General features: G+C 65.5%; 23 protein-coding genes. 19 read left to right on the top strand and 4 right to left on the bottom strand.

Annotated features, from left to right (window positions below; translation table 11 throughout):
• Window positions 1–299: 299 nt before the first annotated feature.
• The 11 genes from citC (at window position 300) to dhbA (ending at window position 11,372) form a co-directional block, all read left to right on the top strand.
• Window positions 300–1,370: a [citrate (pro-3S)-lyase] ligase gene (gene citC, locus D7I37_RS24520; protein ID WP_129544517.1), complete on the top strand. Its 1,071-nt coding sequence runs from the start codon at window positions 300–302 to the stop codon at window positions 1,368–1,370.
• Window positions 1,370–1,678, top strand: a complete 309-nt coding sequence (gene citD / locus D7I37_RS24515) for a citrate lyase acyl carrier protein (RefSeq protein WP_061797545.1) — start codon at window positions 1,370–1,372, stop codon at window positions 1,676–1,678. Before citC ends, citD begins: the two co-directional genes overlap by 1 nt.
• Complete coding sequence (gene citE, locus D7I37_RS24510) at window positions 1,662–2,582, top strand: citrate (pro-3S)-lyase subunit beta (protein ID WP_129544516.1); 921 nt, start codon at window positions 1,662–1,664, stop codon at window positions 2,580–2,582. The genes citD and citE overlap by 17 nt, the downstream gene beginning before the upstream one ends.
• Complete coding sequence (gene citF / locus D7I37_RS24505) at window positions 2,582–4,087, top strand: citrate lyase subunit alpha (RefSeq protein WP_095098346.1); 1,506 nt, start codon at window positions 2,582–2,584, stop codon at window positions 4,085–4,087. Before citE ends, citF begins: the two co-directional genes overlap by 1 nt.
• A 3-nt stretch (window positions 4,088–4,090) precedes the next feature.
• On the top strand, window positions 4,091–4,639 hold the full coding sequence (citX, locus tag D7I37_RS24500) for a citrate lyase holo-[acyl-carrier protein] synthase (RefSeq protein WP_061797541.1): 549 nt from the start codon (window positions 4,091–4,093) through the stop codon (window positions 4,637–4,639).
• Window positions 4,620–5,498: a triphosphoribosyl-dephospho-CoA synthase CitG gene (gene citG, locus D7I37_RS24495; protein WP_061797570.1), complete on the top strand. Its 879-nt coding sequence runs from the start codon at window positions 4,620–4,622 to the stop codon at window positions 5,496–5,498. The genes citX and citG overlap by 20 nt, the downstream gene beginning before the upstream one ends.
• Before the next feature lie 18 nt (window positions 5,499–5,516).
• Window positions 5,517–6,980 carry an anion permease gene (locus D7I37_RS24490; protein WP_095098343.1) on the top strand — a complete coding sequence of 488 codons (1,464 nt, stop codon included), beginning with the start codon at window positions 5,517–5,519 and terminating at the stop codon, window positions 6,978–6,980.
• 146 nt (window positions 6,981–7,126) lie between these two features.
• Window positions 7,127–8,356, top strand: coding sequence for a bifunctional glucose-1-phosphatase/inositol phosphatase (agp, locus tag D7I37_RS24485; RefSeq protein ID WP_129544515.1), 1,230 nt, complete (start codon window positions 7,127–7,129; stop codon window positions 8,354–8,356).
• A 104-nt stretch (window positions 8,357–8,460) separates the two neighbouring features.
• A complete protein-coding gene (locus tag D7I37_RS24480; RefSeq protein ID WP_129544514.1) occupies window positions 8,461–9,153 on the top strand; it encodes a 4'-phosphopantetheinyl transferase in 693 nt (230 codons plus the stop codon).
• Window positions 9,154–9,341: 188 nt separating this feature from the next.
• Window positions 9,342–10,529 (top strand): isochorismate synthase MenF, encoded by a 1,188-nt coding sequence (locus D7I37_RS24475; RefSeq protein WP_061797536.1) that lies wholly within the window; start codon window positions 9,342–9,344, stop codon window positions 10,527–10,529.
• An 84-nt stretch (window positions 10,530–10,613) separates the two neighbouring features.
• A complete protein-coding gene (dhbA, locus tag D7I37_RS24470; RefSeq protein WP_061797535.1) occupies window positions 10,614–11,372 on the top strand; it encodes a 2,3-dihydro-2,3-dihydroxybenzoate dehydrogenase in 759 nt (252 codons plus the stop codon).
• A 2-nt stretch (window positions 11,373–11,374) separates the two neighbouring features.
• On the opposite strand, the gene rarD is transcribed toward dhbA, so the two are convergent.
• On the bottom strand, window positions 11,375–12,256 hold the full coding sequence (rarD, locus tag D7I37_RS24465; RefSeq protein ID WP_129544513.1) for an EamA family transporter RarD: 882 nt from the start codon (window positions 12,254–12,256) through the stop codon (window positions 11,375–11,377).
• Window positions 12,257–12,394: 138 nt separating this feature from the next.
• On the opposite strand from rarD, the gene alkB reads away from it, so the two are divergent.
• Complete coding sequence (alkB, locus tag D7I37_RS24460) at window positions 12,395–13,042, top strand: DNA oxidative demethylase AlkB (protein WP_061797534.1); 648 nt, start codon at window positions 12,395–12,397, stop codon at window positions 13,040–13,042.
• Here alkB and D7I37_RS24455 read toward each other — a convergent pair.
• Entirely contained in the window at window positions 13,025–13,960 is a 936-nt protein-coding gene (locus tag D7I37_RS24455; RefSeq protein WP_061797532.1) for a LysR family transcriptional regulator, read from the bottom strand. The genes alkB and D7I37_RS24455 overlap by 18 nt on opposite strands.
• 84 nt (window positions 13,961–14,044) lie before the next feature.
• Here D7I37_RS24455 and D7I37_RS24450 point away from each other — a divergent pair, with 84 nt between their 5' ends.
• Window positions 14,045–14,674 carry a hypothetical protein gene (locus D7I37_RS24450; RefSeq protein ID WP_061797531.1) on the top strand — a complete coding sequence of 210 codons (630 nt, stop codon included), beginning with the start codon at window positions 14,045–14,047 and terminating at the stop codon, window positions 14,672–14,674.
• Between the two features lie 12 nt (window positions 14,675–14,686).
• On the opposite strand, the gene D7I37_RS24445 is transcribed toward D7I37_RS24450, so the two are convergent.
• Window positions 14,687–14,935, bottom strand: a complete 249-nt coding sequence (locus D7I37_RS24445) for a hypothetical protein (RefSeq protein WP_061797530.1) — start codon at window positions 14,933–14,935, stop codon at window positions 14,687–14,689.
• Between the two features lie 295 nt (window positions 14,936–15,230).
• Between D7I37_RS24445 and D7I37_RS24440 the strand changes: the two genes are divergently transcribed.
• The 6 genes from D7I37_RS24440 to D7I37_RS24415 are packed head-to-tail and all read left to right on the top strand — an operon-like array spanning window position 15,231 to window position 22,501.
• Window positions 15,231–16,856, top strand: coding sequence for a TIGR04028 family ABC transporter substrate-binding protein (locus D7I37_RS24440; protein WP_129544512.1), 1,626 nt, complete (start codon window positions 15,231–15,233; stop codon window positions 16,854–16,856).
• Window positions 16,857–16,865: 9 nt separating this feature from the next.
• Window positions 16,866–17,810 (top strand): ABC transporter permease, encoded by a 945-nt coding sequence (locus D7I37_RS24435; protein ID WP_061797527.1) that lies wholly within the window; start codon window positions 16,866–16,868, stop codon window positions 17,808–17,810.
• Window positions 17,807–18,697 carry an ABC transporter permease gene (locus D7I37_RS24430; RefSeq protein ID WP_061797525.1) on the top strand — a complete coding sequence of 297 codons (891 nt, stop codon included), beginning with the start codon at window positions 17,807–17,809 and terminating at the stop codon, window positions 18,695–18,697. Before D7I37_RS24435 ends, D7I37_RS24430 begins: the two co-directional genes overlap by 4 nt.
• Window positions 18,694–20,349, top strand: a complete 1,656-nt coding sequence (locus D7I37_RS24425) for an ABC transporter ATP-binding protein (protein WP_061797524.1) — start codon at window positions 18,694–18,696, stop codon at window positions 20,347–20,349. Before D7I37_RS24430 ends, D7I37_RS24425 begins: the two co-directional genes overlap by 4 nt.
• Window positions 20,349–21,392 (top strand): putative FMN-dependent luciferase-like monooxygenase, encoded by a 1,044-nt coding sequence (locus D7I37_RS24420; protein WP_129544511.1) that lies wholly within the window; start codon window positions 20,349–20,351, stop codon window positions 21,390–21,392. Before D7I37_RS24425 ends, D7I37_RS24420 begins: the two co-directional genes overlap by 1 nt.
• Window positions 21,389–22,501 (top strand): alkylhydroperoxidase domain protein, encoded by a 1,113-nt coding sequence (locus tag D7I37_RS24415; protein WP_061797521.1) that lies wholly within the window; start codon window positions 21,389–21,391, stop codon window positions 22,499–22,501. The genes D7I37_RS24420 and D7I37_RS24415 overlap by 4 nt, the downstream gene beginning before the upstream one ends.
• Before the next feature lie 86 nt (window positions 22,502–22,587).
• On the opposite strand, the gene D7I37_RS24410 is transcribed toward D7I37_RS24415, so the two are convergent.
• Entirely contained in the window at window positions 22,588–24,495 is a 1,908-nt protein-coding gene (locus tag D7I37_RS24410; protein ID WP_061797520.1) for an aliphatic sulfonate ABC transporter substrate-binding protein, read from the bottom strand.
• Window positions 24,496–24,512: the final 17 nt, after the last annotated feature.

The following is a 24,512-nucleotide window of genomic DNA, read 5'->3' as shown; positions in this document are numbered from 1 at the left end:
AATTTAATTGCAAGAAAAATGCTAATTGATTGTGAGTGAATTGCGGCACCCAATAACCATTGTTTCAATAGTAAACACCATAAAAATAATTAAGCAAATAAACGACATTAAATAACTTATTTACCGGGCTTGGTTTGTGAAACAGGTCAATAATCGGAGGTTTTTTTCTGTTTACCATCTATCCATCAAACGTCGTTAATGTTTTTTATCTTTATGGTTTTTAAGGTTTTGATTAGCGTTAACCAAAGTGCGTTTTTGTATTTAATTTGTTATTCGTCAGTTAATTCAGAGAGCATATCATGTTGGGCGATGCCGTATTTAATCGGGTAAAAAGATCGGACCATAAAAGCATAGCGGCGATAAACGCATTTCTGCGCAGCAACGATCTGAATATAGATACCACGGTAGAGGTTTTTATTACCGTGACCCAGAACGATAAATTGGTCGCCTGCGGCGGCATCGCCGACAATATCATCAAATGCGTCGCCATCAGCCCGCAGCTGCGCGGGGAAGGGCTGGCGTTGGCGCTGGCGACCGAGTTGGTCAATCTGGCCTATGAGCGCCATCACACCCAGCTGTTCATTTACACCAAGGTGCAGAACGAGCCGCTGTTCCGCCAGTGCGGCTTCTACCCGATCGCCAGCGTGCCCGGCATCGTGGTGCTGATGGAAAACAGCCCGTGCCGGCTGAAACGCTATGCGGCCCGGCTGGCGGCGCAGCGCCGGCCGGGCGAGATCATCGGCAGCATCGTGATGAACGCCAACCCCTTTACCCGTGGGCACCAGTATCTGGTGCGCCAGGCGGCGAAGCAGTGCGACTGGCTGCACCTGTTTTTGGTCAAAGAGAACACCTCGCGCTTCAGCTATGAAGACCGGCGGCGGCTGGTGCTGGCCGGCACCGCCGACATCCCCAATCTGACGGTGCATGAAGGCTCGCAGTACGTGATCTCCCGCGCCACCTTTCCCTGTTACTTCATCAAGGATCAGGGCGTGGCCGACGACTGCTACACCGAAATCGATCTGAAAATCTTCCGCCGGCATCTGGCGCCGGCGCTGGGCATTACCCACCGCTTTGTCGGCAACGAACCCTTCTGCGCGGTGACCGCGAAATACAACCGCGACATGCGCTATTGGCTGGAAACGCCGGCGCTGCCCAGCCCGCCGATCGCGCTGGTGGAAATCGAGCGTTTGCAGTACCAGGGCACGGCGATCTCCGCCTCCTGGGTGCGCAAGCTGCTGGCTGCGGGGGATTTTCACGCCGCCGCGCCGCTGGTGCCGCCGGACACCCTGTACTACCTGCAGGATCTGCAAACGCAGCGCCGGGCCCGGCCGGCCCCGCATCCTCTTGAGTCCGCACAATCAGGTGAATGATGAAAATTATCCGAGAAGCAATGGCCGGCACGCTGGAATCCAGCGATGTCATGGTGCGCATCGCACCGGCCGAGGGGCCGGAACACGATCTGCTGATCGCCAGCAGCGTGGAGAAGCAGTTCGGCGCGGCTATCCGCCGCACCCTGCTGGAGGTGCTGCAGCGTTATGAGGTGGAACCGGTGCAGGTGATGGTCGACGACAAGGGCGCGCTGGACTGCGTGCTGCGCGCTCGCCTGGAAACCGCGCTGATGCGCGCGAGCGGCGGCGAGCCGCTGCCCTGGGAGGCGAAAGATGAAGACGCTGAATAAAACCCGGCTGCGCCGCAGCATGCTGTTCGTGCCGGGCGCCAATGCGGCGATGGTCAGCAACGCCTTTATCTACCAGGCCGATGCGCTGATGTTCGATCTGGAAGACTCGGTCATCCTGCGCGAGAAAGACGCCGCGCGGCGGCTGGTGTATCACGCGCTGCAGCACCCGCTGTACCGGGAGGTGGAAACCATCGTGCGGGTCAACGCGCTGGACTCCGCCTACGGGCTGGCGGATCTGCAGGCGGTGGTGCGCGGCGGGGCGGACATCGTGCGGCTGCCGAAGACCGACAGCGCGCAGGACGTTACCGACATGGCGCGGGAAATCGCCGCCATCGAGGCCGACTGCGGCCGCCCGGTCGGCAGCACCGGCCTGCTGGCGGCGATCGAATCGGCGCAGGGCATCACCAACGCGGTGGCGATCGCTCAGGCTTCTCCGCGCCTGATCGGCATTGCGCTGGGGGCGGAAGACTACGTGCGCAACCTGCGCACCGAGCGCTCGCCGGAGGGCATCGAGCTGCTGTTCGCCCGCTGCTCGCTGCTGCAGGCGGCGCGCGCCGCCGGCATTCAGGCGTTCGACACCGTCTATTCAGACGCCAACAACGAGGCCGGCTTCCTGCAGGAAGCGGCGCTGATCAAGCAGCTCGGCTTCGACGGCAAATCCCTGATCAACCCGCGGCAAATAGAGCTGCTGCACAACCTGTATGTGCCGACCGCCAAAGAGGTGGCGCATGCCCAGCGCGTGGTAGCGGCGGCGGAAGCGGCGGAGCGGGAAGGGCGCGGCGTGGTGTCGCTCAACGGAAAAATGGTCGACAGCCCGGTGATTGAACGCGCGCGGCTGGTGCTGGAGCGCGCGGCGCTGTCCGGCGTTCGCGAAGAACCGACACGGCGCGGGGAGGAAGCATGATGGATCGTCAACAACGGCTGTTAACCCTCAACAAGGCGGCGGCGCTGCGTTGTTATCAGGACGCCTCCAAGGCCAACCTGCAGGCGCGCAAGCCGCGCGATCTCAAACGCTGCGATTCGCTGCAGGAAGCGGTGCGCCGCAGCGGGCTGCAGGACGGCATGACCATCTCGTTCCACCATGCGTTTCGCGGCGGCGACCTGGCGCTGAACCAGGTGATGGAAACGCTGGCGGCGATGGGCTTTCGCAACCTGACGCTGGCCTCCAGCTCGCTGACCGATTGCCACGCGCCACTGGTGGAGCATATCCGCAACGGCGTGGTGAGCCGCATCTATACCTCCGGCCTGCGCGGGCCGCTGGCGGACGCCGTCTCGCGCGGCCTGCTGGCGGAGCCGGTGCAGATCCATTCCCACGGCGGGCGGGTCAACCTGATCGAATCCGGCGAGCTGAACATCGACGTCGCCTTCCTCGGCGTGCCGGCCTGCGATGAGTTCGGCAACGCCAACGGCTACAGCGGCGAGGCCTGCTGCGGCTCGCTCGGCTATGCGCGGGTAGACGCCGAAGCGGCCGGCGCCGTGGTGCTGCTGACCGAGCAAATTCTGCCGTATCCGCACCATCCGGCCAGCCTGGCGCAGGATCGGGTGGATCTGATCGTGCAGCTTGACCGGGTGGGCGACGCCGACAAGATCGGCGCCGACGCCACGCGCATGACCTCCAACCCGCGCGAGCTGCTGATCGCCCGCCGCGCCGCCGAGGTGATCGCCGGTTCCGGCTACTTCACCGACGGCTTCTCGCTGCAGACCGGCACCGGCGGCGCCTCGCTGGCGGTAACGCGTTTTCTGGAGGACAAAATGCGCGCGCGCGGCATTCGCGCCGGCTTCGCGCTCGGCGGCATCACCTCGACCATGGTGGACCTGCATGAGAAAGGGCTGATCGGCAAGCTGTTGGACGTACAGAGCTTTGACCGCGCGGCGGCGGTGTCGCTGGCGCGCAACCCCGGCCACCTCGAAATCAGCGCCAACCAATACGCCAACTTCAGCTCCAGGGGCGCCTCGGTCGACCGGTTGGACGTGGTGGTGCTGAGCGCGCTCGAGATCGACACCGGTTTTAACGTCAACGTGCTGACCGGCTCGGACGGCGTGCTGCGCGGCGCATCCGGCGGCCACTGCGATACCGCCGCGGCGGCGCGGCTGGCGATCATCGTGGCGCCGCTGGTGCGCGGGCGTATCCCGACGCTGGTGGAGCAGGTGACCACCTGCGTTACCCCGGGATCCAGCATCGACATTCTGGTGACCGACCACGGCGTAGCGGTCAATCCGGCGCGGCCGGAGCTGGCGCAACGCCTGCAGCAGGCCGGGCTGCCGGTGGTCGGCATCGGCTGGCTGCGCCGGCGCGCGCTGCAGCTGACCGGCGAACCGGCGCCGATCGCCTTCACCGACAAAGTGGTGGCGGTGGTGCGCTATCGCGATGGTTCGGTGATCGACGTGGTGCGCCAGGTGGCGGAGTAAGCGATGGCCGAAGTCGATCCGCGTTTAGCCGCCAACCGCGCGGTGAGCCTGCCGGCGCTGCTGGCCAGCCGCGAATGCCGCCAGGCCCGTCAGCAGGCGTGGCTGGCGCGCCACAGCTGCACGCTGCTGGTGCTGACGCTGGTGGTGCCGGGGCCGATAAAAGACAGCGCGTTGACGCGCGGCATCTTCAACCTGGGGTGGCGCGCGCTGCGACGGCTGTTGGCGGAGCAGGGCTGGCCCTGCCTGCAGGCCGAAACGCTGGCGCTGTCGACCGGCTGCGAAGGCTATCTGGCGCTGCCGGTCGACGCCCTGCGGGTCAAGGACTGCGCCATGCAGCTGGAAGTGCGCCGGCCGATCGGCCGGCTGTGGGACATCGATGTGCTCGATTCGCAGGGGCGCATCCTGTCGCGGCGCGATATCGGCCTGCCGGAGCGCCGCTGCCTGCTGTGCAGCCGACCGGCGAAGCTCTGCGCCCGCCAGCGGCGCCACGGCGGCGATGAGCTGCTGAACGAAATGGAAAGGATGCTCAATGATGCGCTCTCAGCCGATTGATGCCCGCGCGCGCCTGCCGCAGGAGATCCGCGATTTTGCCCGCGCCGCCTACCGCGCGCTGCTGGTGGAGGTCAATCTCACGCCCAAACCGGGGCTGGTGGATCGCCGCAACGCCGGCGCGCACCGCGATATGGATCTCGGGCATTTCTACCGCAGCGCCCGCGCCATCGGGCCGTGGCTGCCGCGCTTCATTCAGCGCGGGCGAGAGGACGCGGCGCTGCCGGCGGAACGACAGCTGGTGCGGCTGCGGCCGCTCGGCATGGCCTGCGAAAACCACATGTTCCGCGCTACCGGCGGCGTCAACACCCATAAAGGCAGCGTGTTTTCGCTCGGCCTGCTGTGTGCCGCCTTCGGCCGCCTGCACCGGCAGCGCCGTGCGATAAGCGCCGAAGCCTTGTGCGCAGAAACGGCGGCGATGTGCCGCGGGCTGGTCACGCGGGAGCTGCGGCGCAACAACGCCGGGCACACCGCCGGCCAGCGGCTGTTCGCCGCCCACGGCCTGAGCGGCGCGCGCGGTGAGGCGGAGTCCGGTTTCCGGCTGGTGATCGACGGCGCGCTGCCGCTGTATCGGCGGCGCATGGCGGCGGGACGGGGCGAGCAACGGGCGCTGACGGACAGCCTGCTGTGGCTGATGGCCCACAACGACGACACCAACGTCGCCTCGCGCGGCGGCATCGGCGGCTTGCGCTGGCTGCAGCGCCGCGCCGCGGCGCTGCTGGCGCACAGCGGCGATCAGGCCATCCGGCGCTTCGACGCCGAGTGCATCGCCCGCAATCTCAGCCCCGGCGGCAGCGCCGACCTGTTGATAGTGACCTGGCTGCTGGCGCAACTGCCGCAGCCGGGTGACCAGGAATCATAACCTTCAGGAGAAATCCCCATGTCCCAAACCCAGGAAAAAATCTGGAAAGCGATAGCGCCGCTGGCGGTGCTGGCGATCCTGTTACTGATACCGGTGCCCGACGGCATGCCGCCGCAGGCCTGGCGCTACTTCGCCATTTTCGTGGCGATGATCGTCGGCATGATTCTGGAGCCGATCCCCGCCACCGCCATCAGCTTTATCGCCGTGACCCTCAGCGTGCTGAGCGCCAACTGGGTGCTGTTCGGCGCGCAGGAGCTGGCCGAGCCGGGCTTCAAGGCGGGCAAGGAAGCGCTAAAATGGGGGCTGGCGGGCTTCTCCAGCACCACCGTCTGGCTGGTGTTCGGCGCCTTTATCTTCGCGCTGGGCTACGAGGCCACCGGGCTGGGGCGGCGCATCGCGCTGTTCCTGGTGAAGTTTATGGGCAAGCGCACCCTGACGCTGGGCTACGCGGTGGTGATCATCGACATTCTGCTGGCGCCGTTTACCCCGTCCAATACCGCCCGCACCGGCGGTACGGTATTCCCGGTGGTGAAAAACCTGCCGCCGCTGTTCGACTCCTTCCCCAACGATCCCTCTTCGCGACGCATCGGCGGCTACCTGATGTGGATGATGGTGGTGGGCACCAGCATCAGCTCCTCGATGTTCGTGACCGGCGCCGCGCCCAACGTGCTGGGCATCGAGTTCGTCGGCAAAATCGCCGGGGTGCACATCAGCTGGATGCAGTGGTTCCTGGCGTTCCTGCCGGTCGGCCTGCTGCTGCTGATCGTCGCGCCGCTGATTTCTTACTGCCTGTACAAGCCGGGGGTGACCCACAGCAGCGAGGTGGCCGCCTGGGCCAACACCGCGCTGGGCGAAATGGGCAAGCTGAGCCGCAAGGAGTACACCCTGATCGGCCTGGTGCTGCTCAGCCTGTGCCTGTGGGTGTTCGGCGGCAAGGTGCTGGACGCCACCGCGGTCTGCCTGCTGGCGGTGTCGTTGATGCTGGCGCTGCACGTGGTGTCGTGGAAAGACATCACCAAATACTCCAGCGCCTGGAACACCCTGGTCAACCTGGCGACGCTGGTGGTGATGGCCAACGGCCTGACCCGCTCCGGTTTTATCGACTGGTTCGCCCAGACCATGAGCACCCACCTGGACGGTTTTTCGCCCAACATGACGGTGGTGGCGCTGGTGCTGGTGTTCTATTTCGCCCACTACCTGTTCGCCAGCCTGTCGGCGCATACCGCCACCCTGTTGCCGGTGATCCTGGCGGTGGGGAAAGGCTTGCCGGGCGTGCCGATGGAGCAGCTGTCGATGCTGCTGGTGCTGTCGATCGGCATCATGGGCGTGCTGACGCCGTACGCCACCGGCCCGGGGGTGATCATCTACGGCTGCGGCTACGTGAAGTCGAAAGATTACTGGCGGCTGGGCGGCATTCTCGGCGTGGTGTACATCGCCGCGCTGTTGCTGATCGGCTGGCCGATCATGCGCCTGTGGTTCTAAATTAGCCTGCGGCGGCCATCGGCAGATGGCCGCCGGTACGATCTTTTCCCGTGAACCCCATCACACACTTGGGCGACCAACCCCTCCATCATAGCCGGGCGAAAGCTAACACATTCAAAACAATCACTTTCCGGGAGCCTCTGCGGATGAGAAAAAAAACGTTATTGCTGTGCCTGCCTTTGTTATTCACCGGGACCGTATGGGGGGCAACCAACGACTATCAGCTGGAGCAGGTGCTGGTGATGAGCCGCCACAACCTGCGCGCGCCGCTGGCCAATAACGGCAGCGTGCTGGCGCAGTCCACGCCGCGGGCCTGGCCGGCCTGGGAAACGCCGGGCGGGCTGCTGACCACCAAGGGCGGGGTGCTGGAAGTCTATATGGGGCACTACTTCAACGCCTGGCTGAAGCAGACCGGCCTGCTGCCGCAGGAAGGCTGCCCGACCGCCGGCAGCCTGTACGTTTACGCCAACAGCCTGCAGCGCACGGTGGCCACCGCGCAGTTCTTCAGCAACGGCGCGTTCCCCGGCTGCGACGTCGCCGTGCACCATCAGGAAAAAATGGGCGAGATGGACCCGACCTTCAACCCGATCATCACCGACAGCAGCGCAGCCTTCAATCAACAGGCGCTGGCGGCGATGAACGCCGAGCTGGCCTCGCTGAAGCTGGACGAGTCTTACCGGCAGCTGGCGAAAATCGTCGATTATAAAGACTCCAGCGCCTGCAAAACCGACCGGCACTGCGATCTGACCAAAGAGGCCAGCACCCTGAGCGCGGTGCCGGGCAAAGAGCCGGGCGTGACCGGGCCGCTGCGGGTGGGCAACTCGCTGGTGGACGCCTTTATGCTGCAGTATTACGAAGGTTTCCCGATGAAGGACGTGGCCTGGGGCAAAATCGCCACGCCGCACCAGTGGAAGCAGCTGGCGCAGCTGAAAGACGGCTATCAGGATTCGCTGTTCACCTCGCCGGTGGTGGCGCGGAACGTCGCCAAACCGCTGCTGGCCTACATCAACGGCGCGCTGCTCGGCGAGCGCAAGCCGGATGCGCCCAAGCTGACGGTGCTGGTCGGCCACGATTCGAATATCGCCTCGCTGCTGTCGGCGATGCAGTTCCAGCCGTATCAGCTGCCGCAGCAGTACGAGAAAACGCCGATCGGCGGCAAGCTGGTGTTCCAGCGCTGGCACGATCGGCAGAATGACCGCGAGCTGCTGAAAATCGAATACGTTTATCAGTCTACCGATCAACTGCGCAAAGCCACGCCGCTGACGCTGCAAAATCCGCCGCAGCGCGTGACCCTGGCGCTGAAGGGCTGCCCAATCGACAAGGACGGCTTCTGCGCCTGGAGCGATTTCGAAAAGACCATGAAAGGCATTCTGTAAGCCGCGTTCCTCTCCTCCGGCGGCGGGGGAGAGGAATAGTCGTTGTTGCCGGGGAGCGCGGGGGCTAAAATCGTCGCTCTGCGCACTGTTCAAGGAACCTCCCGTTGCCCGCTTTTATCCGCGATATCGAACTTTTTAACCTGGTTGATTACCCGGGGCAGGTGGCGCGTTGCCGTTTCTCGCTGGCGGACTATGGTGACGAACGCTTTCGCGAGGCGGGCATCACTCTGCCGGAGCACCTGGCGCGCGCGGTGCCCAAGCGCCGGGCGGAATATTTGGCCGGGCGCTGTCTGGCGCAGCGGCTGCTGGCGCCGTTGGGCTTCAGCGGTTTTATCCTGCTGCCGGGCGAAGATCGCGCGCCGCAGTGGCCGCCGGGCGTCGCCGGCGCGCTGAGCCACAATGCGGCTACCGCGCTGTGCGCGGTGCACGCCGAAAACGGCCTGGGCGGCATCGGGCTGGACGTGGAGACGCTGATGCCGCAGGCGCGCGCGGAGGAGCTGTGGGGCGCTATCGTCGGTGCGGAGGAGTGCGCAGAGCTGCGCCGCGGGCCGCAGGCGTTCAATCGCCTGCTGACGCTGACGTTCTCCGCCAAGGAGAGCCTGTTCAAAGCGCTGTACCCGCAGGTGCGCCGCTACTTTGATTTTTTGGATGCGCGCATGGTGGCAATGGATGCGCAAACCCAGACCTTTGAATTGGAACTGCTTAAGACACTCACCCCGCAGTGCCGTGCAGGCCGTCGTTTTTTGGGCCGCTACTGGCATGAAGGTGACGACGTAACGACATTTATTTACTTTTAAATCAGTGTGTTGATTTGCGTTGCACTGTAACGTGCATTTGCCATGCCTGAGCGTTTCATTCATTAATTATTACGCTAACGGTGATTGACCCGCGCCGGGCGGCGGTGTAATTTACCGGTCTTTATAACTAATGATAATCATTCGCATAACCATTATCATTAGTGCGGGCAACGCAAAGGAGTGGTCTTGTGGCTACACTGACAACGGAAAACCAAACCTTTCCCGGTTTTGTTTACTCAGAGCAATCTACCTTTTTATACCAGTCGGAGTTCCGCTCGCTGAGCGCGCAGGGCGTATTCGAACGCATCGAGACGCCGGCCTTCGGCGGCGAGCGGGCCGACAGCGCGCTGGCGCAGAACATCGGCCAGGCGCTGCAGCGCGCCAAACAGGCCGGCCAGGAGGCGCCGGTGGTGGTGGGCGCCATTCCTTTCGATACCCGCCAGCCCTCCTGCCTGTACGTACCGCAACAGAGCCGGTTCGTCGCCAATGACCATTACACCCGCGATGCGCGGCCAATGCTGCAGCAGCACCGGTTGGCCGCCTGCACCAGCATTCCGGACGAGCCGCGCTTCAAGCACGCGGTGGCGGAGGCGGTCAGCCGTTTTAAACAGGGCAGGCTGAGCAAGGCGGTGCTGTCGCGCATTCTGGAGATCGAGCTGGAGCAGCCGGTGGCGGGCCATCAGATCCTCAATAACCTGATGGTGCAGAACCCGAACGGTTACCACTTTTCCCTGCCGCTGCCCGACGGCGGCGTGCTGATCGGCGCCAGCCCGGAACTGCTGATCCGCAAGCAGGGCGGCGAGATCCACTCCAACCCGCTGGCGGGCTCGGCGCGCCGGCAGGCGGATGCGCAGCAAGACCGCATCGGCAGCGAACGCCTGATGCGGTCGACCAAAGACAAATACGAACACAAGCTGGTGATCGACGACATTCGCCAGCGGTTGGCGCCGCTGTGCGCGACGCTGAGCGTGCCTTCCGGGCCTTCGCTGATGAGCACCGGCACCATGTGGCACCTGTCCACCCGCATTCGCGGCGAACTGCGGGACCCGCAGCTTAACGTGATGCAGCTTGCCTGCCTGTTGCACCCGACGCCGGCGCTGTGCGGCTTCCCGACCGAAACCGCCCGCCGGCTGATCGCCGATCTGGAGCAGTACGATCGCGGCCTGTTCAGCGGCATCGTCGGCTGGTGCGACGCCAACGGCGACGGCGAATGGGCGATCGTCATCCGCAGCGGCATTCTGCGCGGCAACCGGGTGCGGCTGTTCGCCGGCGCGGGCATCGTCGAAGCCTCGACGCCGCAGTCCGAATGGGCGGAAACCGCCGCCAAGCTGGGCACCATGCTTAACGCTTTCGGCCTGAACAGCGGCGCGCTGTAAGGCCGGCTCTCTACCCCTTTTGCAGGAGAAACCGATTATGACAACGAATCACGCCGGCGCGAACGCGCTGATGGCGGTGCGCCCATGAGCGTACAGATGGATTTCAGCGGCAAGCGCGTCTGGGTGACCGGCGCGGCGCGCGGCATCGGCGAGCAGATCGCCCGGCATTTTATGGCGCAGGGCGCCGAGGTGCTGGGGTTTGACCGCGAGTTCGCCCAGCCGGATCTGCCTTACCCCTGCGTGACGCTGGATATCAGCCAGCCGCAACAGGTCGCCGAGGTATGCCGGGAGCAGCTGGCGCAAAATCCCCGGCTGGACGTGCTGGTCAACGCCGCCGGCATTCTGCGCATGGGCAATACCGAAGACCTGAGCCTGGACGACTGGCACCAGTGCATCAACGTCAACGCCTCGGGCGCGTTCTATTTGTTCCGCGCGCTGCTGCCGCACTTCAAGGCGCAGCGCCGCGGGGCGATCGTCAGCGTCGGCTCCAACGCCGCGCACGTGCCGCGGGTGCAGATGGCGGCCTACTGCGCCTCCAAGGCGGCGTTGACCAGCCTGAACCACTGCGTGGGGCTGGAGCTGGCGCCGTTTGGCGTGCGCTGTAACCTGGTGTCGCCGGGCTCGACCGACACCCCGATGCAGCGCGGCATGTGGCAAACCCCGGATGCCGAACAGCGCACCATCGCCGGTTTCCCCGAGATGTTCAAGCTGGGCATCCCGCTGGGCAAGATCGCCCGCCCGGACGAGATCGCCAACGCGGTGCTGTTCCTGGCCTCGGATCTGGCCAGCCACATCACCCTGCAGGACATCGTGATCGACGGCGGCGCCACCCTGGCTTCCTGAGGTCAAATGCGCCGGCGGCGCAGCAGGTGGCGGGTGCCTTCCGCCACCAACAGCAGCACCGCCAGCCAAATCGGCAGATAGGTCAGCCACTCGCTGCGGCTGATGCTTTCGCCGAGCAGCAAGGCGACGATCACCAGCAGCACCGGCTCCACGTAGCTCAGCAGGCCAAACAGGCTGAACGGCAACAGCCGGCTGGCGAGGATGTAGCACACCAGCGCCGCGGCGCTGATCACCCCCAGCAGCGGGATTTGCCAATAGAGCGCCGGGCTGACGCGCAGCGCCGCCGCAGCGCCGTCGCCGCCGAAGGCGAACCAGGCCGCCACCGGCAGCATCAGCGCCAGTTCGCACCACAGCCCGCCGAGGTTGTCGGTGCCGAAGCGCCGGCGCAAAATAAAGTAAACCGGATAACCCAGGGCCACCACCAGCGTGCTCCAGGAAACGCCGCCCACCTGATACAGCGCATTGCCCACGCCGAGCATGGCGCAGGCCACCGCCAGTTTTTGCAGCAGCGAAAGCCGATCGCGGAATATCACCCGGCCCGCCAGCACCATGGCCAGCGGCAGCAGGAAATAGCCGAGCGACACCTCCAGCGCCTTGCCGTGCAACGGCGCCCACAGAAACAGCCACAGCTGTACGCCCAGCAGCGCCGAGGTCAGCGGCAGAAACAGCAGCCGACGCGGCCGTTGGCGCACCCAGGCCAGCGTCTCTGCCACCTTGCGCCAGTCGGCGGAAACCAGCATAAACAGCGTCAGAAACGGCACCGTCAGCAGGGTGCGCCAGCCGTAGACCTGCTCGCCGTCGAGCGGCGCCAGCGTCGAGGTGTAGTAATACATCACGCCGAATAACACCGAGGCGATAACCGAAAGACCGATGCCTTTAATCACGCGCATTCCTTGAGAGTGACTGATTTCATTGCGGCTACTGTAGATAAGTTTGTCATAAACAACAATGAGGCCGCCGGGCGCTGGACATTCGGCGCGCGGCGTTTAAAATGAATACTGTGTATTCATACAGGTTTCGCGATGACTATCGATCTCTTTGAAGATTCGCCGCCGCCGCCGTGGCGCGAGCAGATCGCGCCGGGGGCGGTGGTGATGCATGGCTTCGTGCGCGATCACGGGCCGGAGCTGCTGGCGGCGGTGCGGGGCGTGGTCGCCCAGGTGCCGTGGCGGCACATGACCACCCCCGGCGGGCATGTGATGTCGGTGGCGATGAGCTGGTGCGGCAACGGCTGGAGCAGCGACAGCCGCGGCTATCGCTACTCGGCGCGCGATCCGCGCAGCGGCAAGCGCTGGCCGCCGATCCCGGAGATTCTGCTGGCGCTGGCGGACGAAGCCGCGCAGCAGGCCGGGTTCGCGCCCTTCGTGCCGGACTCCTGCCTGATGAACCGCTACGATCCCGGCAGCAAGCTGTCGCTGCATCAGGATAAGGACGAGCATGATTTCGGTTCGCCGATCGTTTCGGTGTCGCTCGGCCTGCCGGCGGTGTTTCAGTTCGGCGGCCTGCAACGCAGCGATCGGGCGCGGCGCATCCCGCTGGCGCACGGCGACGTGGTGGTGTGGGGCGGCCCGTCGCGGCTGTGCTTTCACGGCATCATGCCGGTCAAGGAAGGCTACCATTCGCTGGTGGGGCCGCACCGCATCAACATCACCCTACGCAAGGCGCTGTAGCTGCGGTTCTTTGGCCAGGCGGGCGACGAGGTAATCGATAAACACCCGCAGCTTGGGCGGCAGGTGCTGGTTGGGCGCATACAGCAACCACAGGCCGCCGTGATAGCTGCTGAGGAAATCCCATTCCGGCAGCACCTGCACCAGCTCACCGCTGTCCAGCGCCTGGCGCGCGGTGAAATACGGCAGGCTGCCGATGCCTATATGCTGCTTCACCGCGTCCAGCCGTACCCCGGTATGGTTGGCGGCGTAGCGGCCGCGCACCGCCACCGTGGTCGTTTTGCCGCCGCGGCGAAATTTCCAGCGCGCGTCGTTGGGCGTTTCGCCGAGATAAATGCAGCTGTGCGCCGTGAGATCTTGCGGCTGCCGGGGCGCGCCGTGCTGCGCCAGGTAGTGCGGGGTGGCGCACAGCAGATGATCTATCCTCATTAACTGACGGCCGATCAACCCGGGAGAAGGGCGATCGGTGATGCGCAGCGCCAAATCGACCCTATCGTCAATCAGATCCATATAACGATCTTCCAGCCGCAGCCGAACGTCCACCTTCGGGTAACGGCGCAGGAATTCCGGCATGTGCGGATGCAGCACGAATCTGCCCACCGCCTTGGGCACGCTGACGCCGATCGCGCCTTCCGGCTCCGCGGCGCCCTGGCCGTTGACGGCCATCACCGCGTCCGCCGCCGCCAGCATGCTGCGGCAGTGCAGCAACACCTCTTCCCCCGCTTCGCTCAGGCGCAGCTTGCGGGTGGTGCGGTGCAGCAAGCGCAGCGCCAGCGCCTGTTCCAGCCTGGCGACGCTGCGGCTGATAGCGGACGGCGAAGCGCCCAGGCGGCGGGCGGCGGCGGAGAAGCTGCCGCTTTCCACCACCTCGACGAAAACGGCCATTTCGGCCAGCAGCGAATGCGAAAGATTTGTGCTCATGGCGCAAAGGTCCATTGTGACGATGACGGATTATCCTGCGATTATGGCACGAATATAATAGCTCCCCCAACCAGGAGAAAAATGATGACCGAACGACGTTATTACTACAGCGATGATTTACAGGCCGAGGTACGGGTGCTGGCCTGCACCCCGGTGGAAGAAGGCGCCTTCGCGATTGAGCTGGACGCCACGCCGTTCCACCCGCAGGGCGGCGGGCAGCCCGCAGACGGCGGCACGCTGGGCGAAGCGGCGGTGCTGCGGGTGGCGCAGCAGGGCGATAAGGTGCTGCACTTCACCGCCGAACCGCTGCCGCTGGGGCCAGTGCTGGCCCGGGTGGATGGCGAACAACGCCGCCTGCACACCCGCTGGCATTCCGCCGGGCATCTGATCGGCTGGCTGGGCGAGACCCGCGGCTGGCAGCCGGTGAAGGCGCACCATTGGCCGGGTGAGGGGCGCATTACCTTCACGCCGGGCGCCGGCGCGCAAACGCTGGAGCAGGGCTATCTGCAGGCGGAGCTGGCGCGGCTGATCGCCGCCGATCTGCCGCGCCGCCAGCGGGAAGTGAACGGCATGCGTCAGGTCGGCTTCGGCGATTTGCCGGCCTACGGCTGCGGCGGCACCCACGTGGCCTCGCTGAGCGAGCTGGGCGAGGTCAACATCACCGCGGTGAAGATGAAGAAAGGGCAGCTGATCGTGCAGTATGAAATGGGCTGACCTGCGGCGGGTTTATTTCGCCGCGCCGGCCTGGCGCAGCTGGCTGCAGAACGCGCATTGGCACCCCGGCACCGGCACCGCCGCGCAGGTGCCGGGATTGACCGCCTGGGCGTCCAGCGCGTGAAAACCGTAGAACAGGCTTTCGATATTATCTTGCGCCGCGCGCGCCTGTTCGGGCTGCGGCTCCGGCACTTTGGACTGAAACGCCGCCGCCTGCCCGGCCGCCAGGCCAAGGAACAGCAGCGATAGCTGAATTTTCATCTTTTCACTCCCCTCGCTTATTCACGATACGTTATAACAAAACATCTTTTCTGCCAAGCCGCCTCGCCTTGTGCGATTTGCGCCATAGGTTAGCGAAAATAGTTCGTTCTACTCCCTGCCGATTTGGCTTGTTATATACCCGTCATCTTTCAAGCTGCAGCATTGTTGGCTGCACGCGCTCACCCCAGTCACTTACTTAAGTAAGCTCCTGAGGATCCTCGCGTTTGCCGCCTTGCTGCAACTTGAAAGCTATAGGGTACAACCCGTAACTTTCAAATAATAAGGGCAGACGGGCATGTTTAATTTTTCTTTCAATGGGTTAACCAGCGGGATCTCGGTGGCGTTAGGGCTGGCGGCGGGGATGCAACCGGCGCTGGCGGCGGTGCAGGGCGGCACGCTGGTCTACCTTGAACAGCAGGCGCACACCAATCTTTATCCGCCTTCCGGCGGTTTTTACCCCAACGGCGGCATTCTCAACCAGATAACCGACAAGCTGACCTATCAGAACCCCAAGACGCTGGAGATTGAACCCTGGATCGCCGAGTCCTGGAGCAGCAACGCCGACAAAACCGAATACACCTTCAAGTTGCGCCCCGGCGTGACCTTCTCCGACGGCACGCCGCTGGACGCCAACGCGGTGGCGAAGAACTTCGACACCTACGGGTTGGGCAACAGGGAGAAACGCCTGCCGGTTTCCGAGGTGATCAATAACTACCAGCGCAGCGAAGTGGTGGATCCGCTAACGGTGAAATTCTTCTTCACGCGATCGTCGCCGGGCTTCCTGCAGGGCACCGCCACCATCGGCTCCGGGCTGGTATCGCTCAGCACGCTGAACCGCAGCTACGACCAACTGGGCGACGCGCGCCATATCATCGGCTCCGGCCCCTTTGTGGTCAGCGGCGAAACGCTGGGGCGCGAGGTCGATCTCAGCGCGCGCAAAGACTACAGCTGGGGGCCGGCCCGCCTGGCTCAGCAGGGCCGCGCCAATCTGGACGGCGTTAAAGTGATCGTCACCGGGGAAGACAGCGTGCGCATCGGCGCGCTGCAGGCCGGGCAGGCGGATTTTATCCGCCAGATCCAGGCCTATGACGAGAAGCAGACGCAGGATCAGGGTTTTATCATTTATGCCGCGCCGACGCGCGGCGTCAACGACAGCATCGCCTTCCGGCCGGATAACCCGCTGGTGGCCGATCTGCGGGTGCGTCAGGCGCTGCTGCACGCCACCGACAGCAAACAAATCGTCGATACGCTGTTCTCCGCCAACTACCCGCAGGCCAAATCGGTGATCGCCTCCTCGGCCGCCGGCTTTGTCGATCTGTCCGACAAGCTGAAATTCGACCCGCAGCTGGCCAACCGGCTGTTGGACGAAGCCGGCTGGAAGAAGGGCGCTGACGGGCTGCGCGAAAAAGACGGCAGGAAGCTGTTGCTGACGGTGTACGAATCTTTGCCGCAGCCGCAGAACAAGGCGGTGCTGCAGCTGGTTTCGCAGCAGTGGGGCAAGGTGGGCGCGCGGCTGAACGTTCTGGCGGGCGACGCCGGCAGCCGGGTGGCGGATAACCTCGACCCGCAGAAAACCCCGGCGGCGGTGGTAGAGGTGGGGCGCGCCGATCCGGACGTGATCAAAAGCCAGTTTTACCCAACCAACCGCGACGGGCTGCTGCAGAAGGGCGGCGCCAGCAGCAACAGCGGCTTTAGCGACGACAAGCTGAACGCCCTGCTGCTCGGCATCGCCTCCGAGGTTGACGCGCAAAAACGCCTGCAGACAGCCGGCGAGGCGCAAAACTACCTGATTGACCAGGCCTACGCGATCCCGTTCTTCGAGGAGCCGCAGGTGTTCGCCGGCGCGCCTTATTTGAAGGGGGTGAGCTTCGAGGCGGTCGGCCGCCCGAGCTTCTACGGCGCCTGGTTAGAGAAACATTAAGGGGGGGCAATGAACCGATATCTGGCGGGGCGCATCGGGCAGGCGCTATTGGTGCTGTGGGCGGCCTTTACCCTGTCGTTCATCCTGCTGCAGGTGCTGCCGGGGGATGCGATCCTGATTAAATTTCAGAACCCGGACATGGGGCTAAGCCCGGCGCAGATTGCCGACATGCGCGCGGCCTATGGTGCGGACGTCCCCCTGTGGCGGCAGTATCTGCATACCCTGGGCAGCGTGCTGCATGGCGATCTGGGCTACTCGATGCAGGCCGGGGTGCCGGTTACCGCGCTGCTGGCGGCTAATCTGCCCGCCACGCTGCAGCTGGCGGTGCTGGGCTTTGCGGTGGCGTTGCTGCTGGCGCTGCTTATCGCTTTTGCTTCCAACCTGACCGGCTTCGGCTGGCTGCGTTCGGCGCTGCAGACGCTGCCGTCGCTGTTCGTTTCGGTACCCACCTTCTGGCTGGGCATAGTGCTGATTCAGATCTTTTCGTTCCGCCTGAAGCTGATCCCGATCATTAACCCCGGCGAGTGGCAGGGGTTGATCCTGCCGATCGCGACGCTGGCGCTGCCGATCTCCGCGCCGCTGGCGCAAATTCTGATCCGCAGCATCGACGCGGTGCAAACCCGGCCGTTCGTCGCGGTGGCGCGGGCCAAGGGCGCCGGCCGCAGCGGGGTGCTGTGGCGGCACGTGGCGCGCAACGCCATGCTGCCGGCGCTGACCATCGCCGGCATGCTGTTCGGCGAACTGATCGCCGGGGCGCTGATCACCGAAACCGTGTTTGGCCGCAGCGGCCTGGGGCAACTGACCCAGCAAGCGGTGGTCAATCAGGACGTGGCGGTGCTGCAGGCGATAGTGCTGATCTCGGCCGCCGCCTTCGTCACCATCAACTTGCTGGTGGATCTGCTGTTCCCGCTGCTGGATCCGCGGCTGAAAACCCAGGCAGGAGCATCCCTATGAGCAGTATCTCCTTTGACAAAGCCACGGTGCCGGAGCGCGATCTGTCCGGCGCGGAAAGTGAAGGCGCGCTGCCCGCCAGCCGCCCGAGCCGCCGCCGCGTCCCCCTGACGCTGCTGCTGGCCTGGGCGGTCATGGCGCTGGTGGCGCTGTGGGCGTTGGCGCCGCAGCTGTTTACCGCCTACAGCGGCACCGAAGGCATTGCCGGCGCGCAGCGGCTGGCGCCCGGCGGCGAGCACTGGCTGGGTACCGATCAGCTGGGGCGCGACCTGTATGCGCGCATGGTATACGGCGCTTCGCAAACCCTGGCCGGCGCGGTAGTGGCGGTGGCGCTGGGGTTGGTGTTCGGCACCGCGCTCGGCCTGATCGCCGGCGCGCTGGGCGGCGCGGCGGACGACGCCGTGATGCGCGTCGTCGACGTGCTGCTGTCGATCCCCGGCCTGCTGCTGTCGCTGAGCATCATCATTCTGCTGGGCTTCGGCACGGTCAACGCCGCCATCGCTGTGGGCGTCACTTCGGTAGCCAACTTTGCCCGCCTGGCGCGGGCGGAAGTGGTGCGAGTGCGCCACAGCGATTACGTCGAAGCGGCCTACGGCAGCGGCGGCAGCTTTTGGGCGGTGCTGTGGCGGCATATCCTGCCGAACTCGCTGACTTCGGCGATCGCCTTCTCGGCGCTGCAGTTCGGCAGCGCCATTCTGGCGATCGCCACCCTGAGTTTCCTCGGCTACGGCACCCCGCCGCCGACCCCGGAATGGGGGCTGCTGATCGCCGAAGGGCGCAACTACATTTCCACCGCCTGGTGGCTGACCACCTTCCCGGGCATGGTGGTGGTGGCGGTGGTGCTGGCGGCCAACCGCATCAGCCGTTCGCTGGGAGGAAAGGCGCGATGAGCGTGCAAGCGGCATGGCAACGGGCGGCGCGGCCGCCGGTACTGGCGCTGGACAAGGTTTCCATCGCCTATCAGGGCGACGAAGGCAACCGAAGGGTGGTGCATGAGGTGTCGTTCGCGATTGAGCCGGGCGAGGTGGTGGCGCTGGTTGGCGAATCCGGCTCCGGCAAAACCACCACGGCGCAGGCGATCATCGGCTTGCTGGCCGACAACGGCCATCTGGAACAGGGCGCCATCCGGCTGCACGGCACCGATATCGCCGGCTGGCCATCGCGGCGGCTGGATGCGGTGAGAGGGGCGCAAATCAGCCTGATCCCGCAAGATCCCTCCAGCTCGCTCAACCCGGTGAAAACCATCGGCGAGCAGGTGGCGGAGATCGTCAATATTCACCGTCGGCTGCCGCGCGGGCAGGTACAACAGCGGGTGACGGAGCTGTTGACCCGCGTGGGGCTGACGCACCCGGAACTGCGGGCGCGCCAGTATCCGCACCAACTTTCCGGCGGCATGAAGCAGCGGGTGTTGATCGCCATCGCCATTGCGCTGCAGCCGGCGCTGATCATCGCCGACGAACCGACCAGCGCGCTGGACGTGACGGTGCAAAAACGCATTCTCGATCTGATCGACGAACTGCGGCGCGAGTTCGGCACCGCGGTGCTGCTGGTGACCCACGATTTGGGCGTGGCGGCGGAACGCGCCGATCGGCTGTTGGTGTTCCGCCACGGCCGGGTGCAGGAACAGGGCGCTACCGCCGAGGTGCTGCGCGCACCCGCCAGCGATTACACCCGCCAGCTGCTCGCCGATGTGCCTTCATTGAGCGGCGCCGTCGCGCCGCCGGCGAAGCGCAGCGGTCAGCCGCCGGCGATCGTGGTTCAGGCGCTGGTGAAGGATTTTCGGCTGTCCGGCGGGCAGGGCTTTCGCGCGCTGGATCGGGTGTCGTTCAGCGTGCCGCGCGGCACCACCCATGCGTTGGTGGGAGAGTCCGGGTCGGGCAAAAGCACGCTGGCGCGCTGCCTGCTGGGCTTCGAGCGGCCGGATGCCGGGCAGATCCTGATCGACGGCGTCAACGTTACCGGCCTGAAAGGGGAGGCGCTGCGTCAGTTCCGCCGCCGCATTCAGCTGGTTTATCAAAACCCGTTCGGTTCGCTCGACCCCGCGCAAACGCTGTACCGAATCATTGAAGAGCCGCTGCTGAATTTCGAACCGCTCGACAAGGCCGAGCGCGATCGGCGGGTGCGCGAGCTGTTCGAACGGGTGGCGCTGCCGCCTGATTTGCTGAACCGCAGGCCGCACGAGCTGTCCGGCGGCCAGCGGCAGCGGGTGGCGATCGCCCGGGCGCTGGTGCTGCAGCCCCGGGTGCTGGTGCTGGACGAAGCCACCTCGGCGCTGGACGTCAGGGTGCAGGCGCAGATCCTGCGTTTGCTGCAGGAGTTGCAGCAGGAGCGAGATCTGACCTACCTGTTCATTTCTCACGATCTGGCGACGGTGCGGCGGATTTCGCACAGCGTGTCGGTGCTGCAGCGCGGTCAACGGGTGGACGGCGGCGCCACCGCCGAGCTGTTCGCCATGCCGGGCAGCGACTATACCCGCCAATTGATCGCAGCGATCCCCCGCCGCACGCCGCATGCCGGGCAGCCCACATTCGAGGAGGCATGATGAGCCACAAGAGACTCGGTTTTTTCACCCGTTTGCTGGATCAGGGCAGCGCTCAGGAGCGTTACCGACTGGCGACCGAACAGATCCTGCACGCCGAGCGAGCCGGTTTCGACGCCGCCTGGGTGGCGCAGCACCATTTCCACCAAGACGAGGGCGGCCTGCCGTCGCCGCTGGTGTTTCTGGCGCAGGTGGCGGCGCGCACCCGCCACATTCGGCTGGGTACCGGGGTGATCACGTTGCCGATGGAGTCGGCGGTGCGGGTGGCGGAAGACACGGCGGTGCTGGATCTGCTGTCCGACGGCCGGCTGGAGGTTGGGGTGGCCGCCGGCGGCACGCCGTCTTCCTTCGGCGCCTTCGGCATCGACGCCGGGCAGCGCAATGCGGTATTCGCCGAAAACTTGCGCATTCTGCTTGGCGCCTGGCGCGGCGAGGCGCTGGGCGGCGAGGAGAATCGCCTGTATCCGGCGGCGCCGCAGCTGGCGCAGCGCGTCTGGCAGGCGACCTTCTCGGTCGAGGGCGGCGAACGCGCCGGCCGGGCGGGGGACGGCCTGATGCTGTCGCGCACCCAGCCGCGCCCGGCGGACGCGCCGGACCTGCCGTTGGACGAACTGCAAAACCCGATCATCGACGCCTATCTGGCGGCGCTGCCGGCCGGCATCGCGCCGCGCATCATGGGATCGCGTACCGCTTTTGTCAGCGAGAGCGGCCAGCAGGCGCGCGATTTCGCCGCCGCCGGGCTGAATCGTGGCTTGGCGCGCCTGCGCGCCAGCGGTCATCAGCCGGCCGACGAGTCGCTGGACGGCCTGATCCGCGCTTTCGACGTGCACTTGGGCACGCCCGACCAGGTGATCGCCTCGCTGCAGCGGGACAGCGCGCTGGCGCGGGTCACCGATCTGGCGTTTCAGGTGCACTCCATCGATCCGCCGCACGCCCATATTCTGCGCTCTATCGACCTCATCGCCCGCCATGTCGCGCCCGAACTGGGGTGGCGGCGCAACACCCTCCACACCCCCAATGAACATCACGCTGAGGAAAAGCTATGACGACGTTATCGAAGACGGCCGACCTGCTGGCCGAACTGGCGGAAATCGCCGCAGACTCCGCGCTGGCGCAGGCCAGAACCACGCGTCAGGCGGCCACCGACGCCATTCAGGCCAGCTATCTGGCGCTGTTCTCCCCGGCCGACGCCGGTGATTTTCCGCTGGCGCAGCGGCTGCTGCTGGCCCGGCGCATCAGCGAATGGCACGGCGAGAGTCGGCTGGCGGCGCACTACGCGGCCTTGCTGGAACGGCAGGGCGAAGAGCCGCAAGGCGAGGGGCTGCGTGCGGCGCTGGATCACGCCGAGCGGCTGGCGTTTCAACCGGCCAACGCCGATGCCCAACATTTGCAGGCTTTACGGCAGGCCGGCTGGTCGCTGGACGCCATCGTTACGCTGTCGCAGCTGATTGCCTTCGTCAGCTTCCAGAGCCGCTTGCTGCAGGGTTACCGGCTGCTGGGCGGCAAAGCGGCCGCAGCTGCGGCGCATCCGCCGGTAACGGCCGGCCGCTGGCGCACCGGGCCGCTGACGCTGGACGGCCGTCAGGCACCGCCGGCCTTTACCCGGCAAGAGCTGGGGTGGGAGCCGTGGATCGCCGCCAAACCCCTGGCGGAGTTCGACGAAGACGGCAAGGCGCAGCTAACGCGCTTTGGCCACGCCGATTCGGACTACTTCCGCCTGCTGGCGCGCAACCACCCGGTGCTGGAGCAGCGCACGCTGGCCGACCGGGCGATTTTCTATACCCCCGGCGGCCTGGCGCGGCAGGAGCGCGAGCTGGCGGCGACGGTGGCCAGCAAGGTGAACGGCTGCATCTATTGCGCCTCGGTGCATGCGCGCAAGGCGGCGCAGCTGTCGAAGCGCGAAGCCGAGGTAGAAAGGCTGCTGGCGGTGGCGCCGGGCGAGGTATTGAGCCAGGGGCAGGATGAACGCTGGCGGGCGCAGATCGACTTCGCCGCCGCGCTGTCCGCCACGCCGCCGCGGGCCGATGGCGGGCAGCTGGCGGCGCTGCGCGCCCAGGGGCTGGATGAACTGGCGCTGCTGGATCTGGTGCAGTCGACGGCGTTCTTCGCCTGGGCCAACCGGCTGATGCTCACCCTCGGCGAACCCTATGTCTGATCCCCTTCATCTTTCAAGCTGCGGCCTTGTCGGCTGCAACTCGAAATCTACGGGCATATAACGTCGAGCTCTTCAGCAATAGCGGTTCACATCGGCCACACCGCGTCGCGCACGTTGATCGCTCTGGGCAGCAGGCCCAGGGCGTAAAAGCGGTCGGCGATGCTTTGCTGCTGGCGGATCACCTGCAGGTTCATCGCCCGGGTTTCGTGGCTGCGGCGCGACAGCGCCAGCTCCAGCGAGGCGGTCGCCAGCCCCAGCTCGCTGGAAAGATGACGCGCCGCCTCCACCGGCTGCGCGGCAATATAGCGGCCGGTGTGCTGCAGCGCCTGCATGATGTGCTGCAACAGATCGCCCGACCGTTCGGCAAAGCTGCGGCGCGCCAGATAAAACTGCTGATTCAGCACCCGTTGGGTGCCGTCGGCGATGACGCGCAGCTCGCCCGAACGCTGGGCGTCGCTGAGCAGCGGATCCCACATCATCCAGGCGTCGATCGCCTGATAATCGGTAGCCGACAGCGGGTATTTCGGCGGCGCGTAGACGATGCGCACGTCGTTCAGCGACAACCCCTGTTCATCCAGCATCTGCACCAGCAGATAATGCACGTTGGAGCCTTTGTTGACGGCAATGCGCTTGCCGCGCAGATCGGCGGCGCTGCGGATCGGGCTGTCGTTTGGCACCACCATCGCCACGCTCTGCGGCGCCGGCGGCTCGAAGGCCACGTACACCAGCGCATGGCCCTGCGCCTGGGCGAAGATCGGCGGCACTTCGCCGGTGGTGCCGAAGTCGATTTCGTCGTTGTCCAGCGCGTGCAGCAGCTGCGGCCCGGCGGGGAACTCGCTCCACAGAATGCTGATCGGCTGGTCGGCGAGGCGCTGCTCCAGGCTTTGCCGCGCCTTCAGCACCCCGAGGTTGCCGAACTTTTGATAGCCGATGCGCAGCTCGCGCTCGTGCGGCGGCGCGGCGTTCAGCGGGCGGGCCGCGCCGGCGGCGTTGCGACGCCGCGGCTTGATCAGCCCGAGGTGCGCCAGATGGGTGCGCAGGGTATTGCGGCTGATGCCGAGCAGCGCCGCCGCCTGCAGCTGATTGCCGTCGCAGGCGTCGAATGCGTTGCGCACCAGCGAGTCCAGCACCCGTTGGTAAAGCTGGCCGCCGTCGCCCTGCAGCTGTTGCCGTACAAAGTGGCCGATGGCGTCGTCGCCGGCGCCGGCCGCTTCCTGCAGGCTTTGGTTGAGCCGCAGCTGGTGGGGGGCGATCAGCGCATCCTTGCTCAGCAGCACCGCGTTGTGCAGCGTGTTTTCCAGCTCGCGCACGTTGCCCGGCCAGCGGTAATCCAGCAGCGCCTGCAGCGTCTCCGGCGCCAGCTGCAGCCGTGGCCGCCCGAGGCGGCGCGCGTACAGCGATAAAAAATGGTTGGCCAGCACCGGGATGTCGTCCGGCCGCTGGCGCAGCGGCGGCAGCGTCACCGCCGCCACGTTCAGCCGGTAATAGAGGTCTTCGCGGAACCGGCGTTCGCGGATGGCGCTGGCCAGGTCTACGTGGGTGGCGGCGATCACCCGCACGTTCACCTTCAGCGCCTTGCGCGATCCCACGCGGGTGATCTCGCGCTCCTGCAACACCCGCAGCAGCTTGACCTGCAGCTGCAGGCTCAGCTCGCCGATCTCATCCAGCAGCAAGGTGCCGCCTTCCGCCGCTTCGAACCAGCCCTGATGGGTGCCGATGGCGCCGGTAAAGGCGCCTTTCTCGTGGCCGAACAGCTCGGCTTCCGCCAGGCTTTCGGTCAGCGCGCCGCAGTTCACCGCCAGAAACGGCTGATGGCGGCGCGGGCTGTTGTGGTGCAGATAGCGCGCCACCACCTCTTTGCCGGTGCCGGTCTCGCCGACGATCAGTACGGTGGCGTCGGTCGGCGCCAGCCGGTCCAGCACGCTTTGAAAGGCGATCGACGCCGGGTCGATCAGCACCGGTTTGTCGGAGGCGTACGGCTGTGGGTTATGCATGGGCGGCTCCTGCGGTG

Origin of the sequence: Serratia sp. 1D1416 (genome assembly GCF_003641105.1) — a bacterium.
Taxonomy (GTDB): Bacteria; Pseudomonadota; Gammaproteobacteria; order Enterobacterales; family Enterobacteriaceae; genus Serratia; species Serratia ficaria.
Note: the sequence above shows the minus strand (reverse complement) of the source record. Positions and strands in the feature narration are given on the sequence as shown.

What these genes read in the sequence shown, in the direction of transcription:
- D7I37_RS24425 (WP_061797524.1), top strand. Translation starts at nt 18,694, where the DNA reads ATGAGCGTGCAAGCGGCATGGCAACGGGCGGCGCGGCCGCCGGTACTG.
- citX (WP_061797541.1), top strand. Translation starts at nt 4,091, where the DNA reads ATGGCCGAAGTCGATCCGCGTTTAGCCGCCAACCGCGCGGTGAGCCTG.
- D7I37_RS24420 (WP_129544511.1), top strand. Translation starts at nt 20,349, where the DNA reads ATGAGCCACAAGAGACTCGGTTTTTTCACCCGTTTGCTGGATCAGGGC.
- D7I37_RS24490 (WP_095098343.1), top strand. Translation starts at nt 5,517, where the DNA reads ATGTCCCAAACCCAGGAAAAAATCTGGAAAGCGATAGCGCCGCTGGCG.
- D7I37_RS24415 (WP_061797521.1), top strand. Translation starts at nt 21,389, where the DNA reads ATGACGACGTTATCGAAGACGGCCGACCTGCTGGCCGAACTGGCGGAA.
- D7I37_RS24450 (WP_061797531.1), top strand. Translation starts at nt 14,045, where the DNA reads ATGACCGAACGACGTTATTACTACAGCGATGATTTACAGGCCGAGGTA.
- citD (WP_061797545.1), top strand. Translation starts at nt 1,370, where the DNA reads ATGAAAATTATCCGAGAAGCAATGGCCGGCACGCTGGAATCCAGCGAT.
- citC (WP_129544517.1), top strand. Translation starts at nt 300, where the DNA reads ATGTTGGGCGATGCCGTATTTAATCGGGTAAAAAGATCGGACCATAAA.
- alkB (WP_061797534.1), top strand. Translation starts at nt 12,395, where the DNA reads ATGACTATCGATCTCTTTGAAGATTCGCCGCCGCCGCCGTGGCGCGAG.
- citG (WP_061797570.1), top strand. Translation starts at nt 4,620, where the DNA reads ATGCGCTCTCAGCCGATTGATGCCCGCGCGCGCCTGCCGCAGGAGATC.
- citF (WP_095098346.1), top strand. Translation starts at nt 2,582, where the DNA reads ATGGATCGTCAACAACGGCTGTTAACCCTCAACAAGGCGGCGGCGCTG.
- citE (WP_129544516.1), top strand. Translation starts at nt 1,662, where the DNA reads ATGAAGACGCTGAATAAAACCCGGCTGCGCCGCAGCATGCTGTTCGTG.
- dhbA (WP_061797535.1), top strand. Translation starts at nt 10,614, where the DNA reads ATGAGCGTACAGATGGATTTCAGCGGCAAGCGCGTCTGGGTGACCGGC.
- agp (WP_129544515.1), top strand. Translation starts at nt 7,127, where the DNA reads ATGAGAAAAAAAACGTTATTGCTGTGCCTGCCTTTGTTATTCACCGGG.
- D7I37_RS24410 (WP_061797520.1), bottom strand. Translation starts at nt 24,495, where the DNA reads ATGCATAACCCACAGCCGTACGCCTCCGACAAACCGGTGCTGATCGAC.
- D7I37_RS24435 (WP_061797527.1), top strand. Translation starts at nt 16,866, where the DNA reads ATGAACCGATATCTGGCGGGGCGCATCGGGCAGGCGCTATTGGTGCTG.
- D7I37_RS24445 (WP_061797530.1), bottom strand. Translation starts at nt 14,935, where the DNA reads ATGAAAATTCAGCTATCGCTGCTGTTCCTTGGCCTGGCGGCCGGGCAG.
- D7I37_RS24440 (WP_129544512.1), top strand. Translation starts at nt 15,231, where the DNA reads ATGTTTAATTTTTCTTTCAATGGGTTAACCAGCGGGATCTCGGTGGCG.
- D7I37_RS24430 (WP_061797525.1), top strand. Translation starts at nt 17,807, where the DNA reads ATGAGCAGTATCTCCTTTGACAAAGCCACGGTGCCGGAGCGCGATCTG.
- D7I37_RS24455 (WP_061797532.1), bottom strand. Translation starts at nt 13,960, where the DNA reads ATGAGCACAAATCTTTCGCATTCGCTGCTGGCCGAAATGGCCGTTTTC.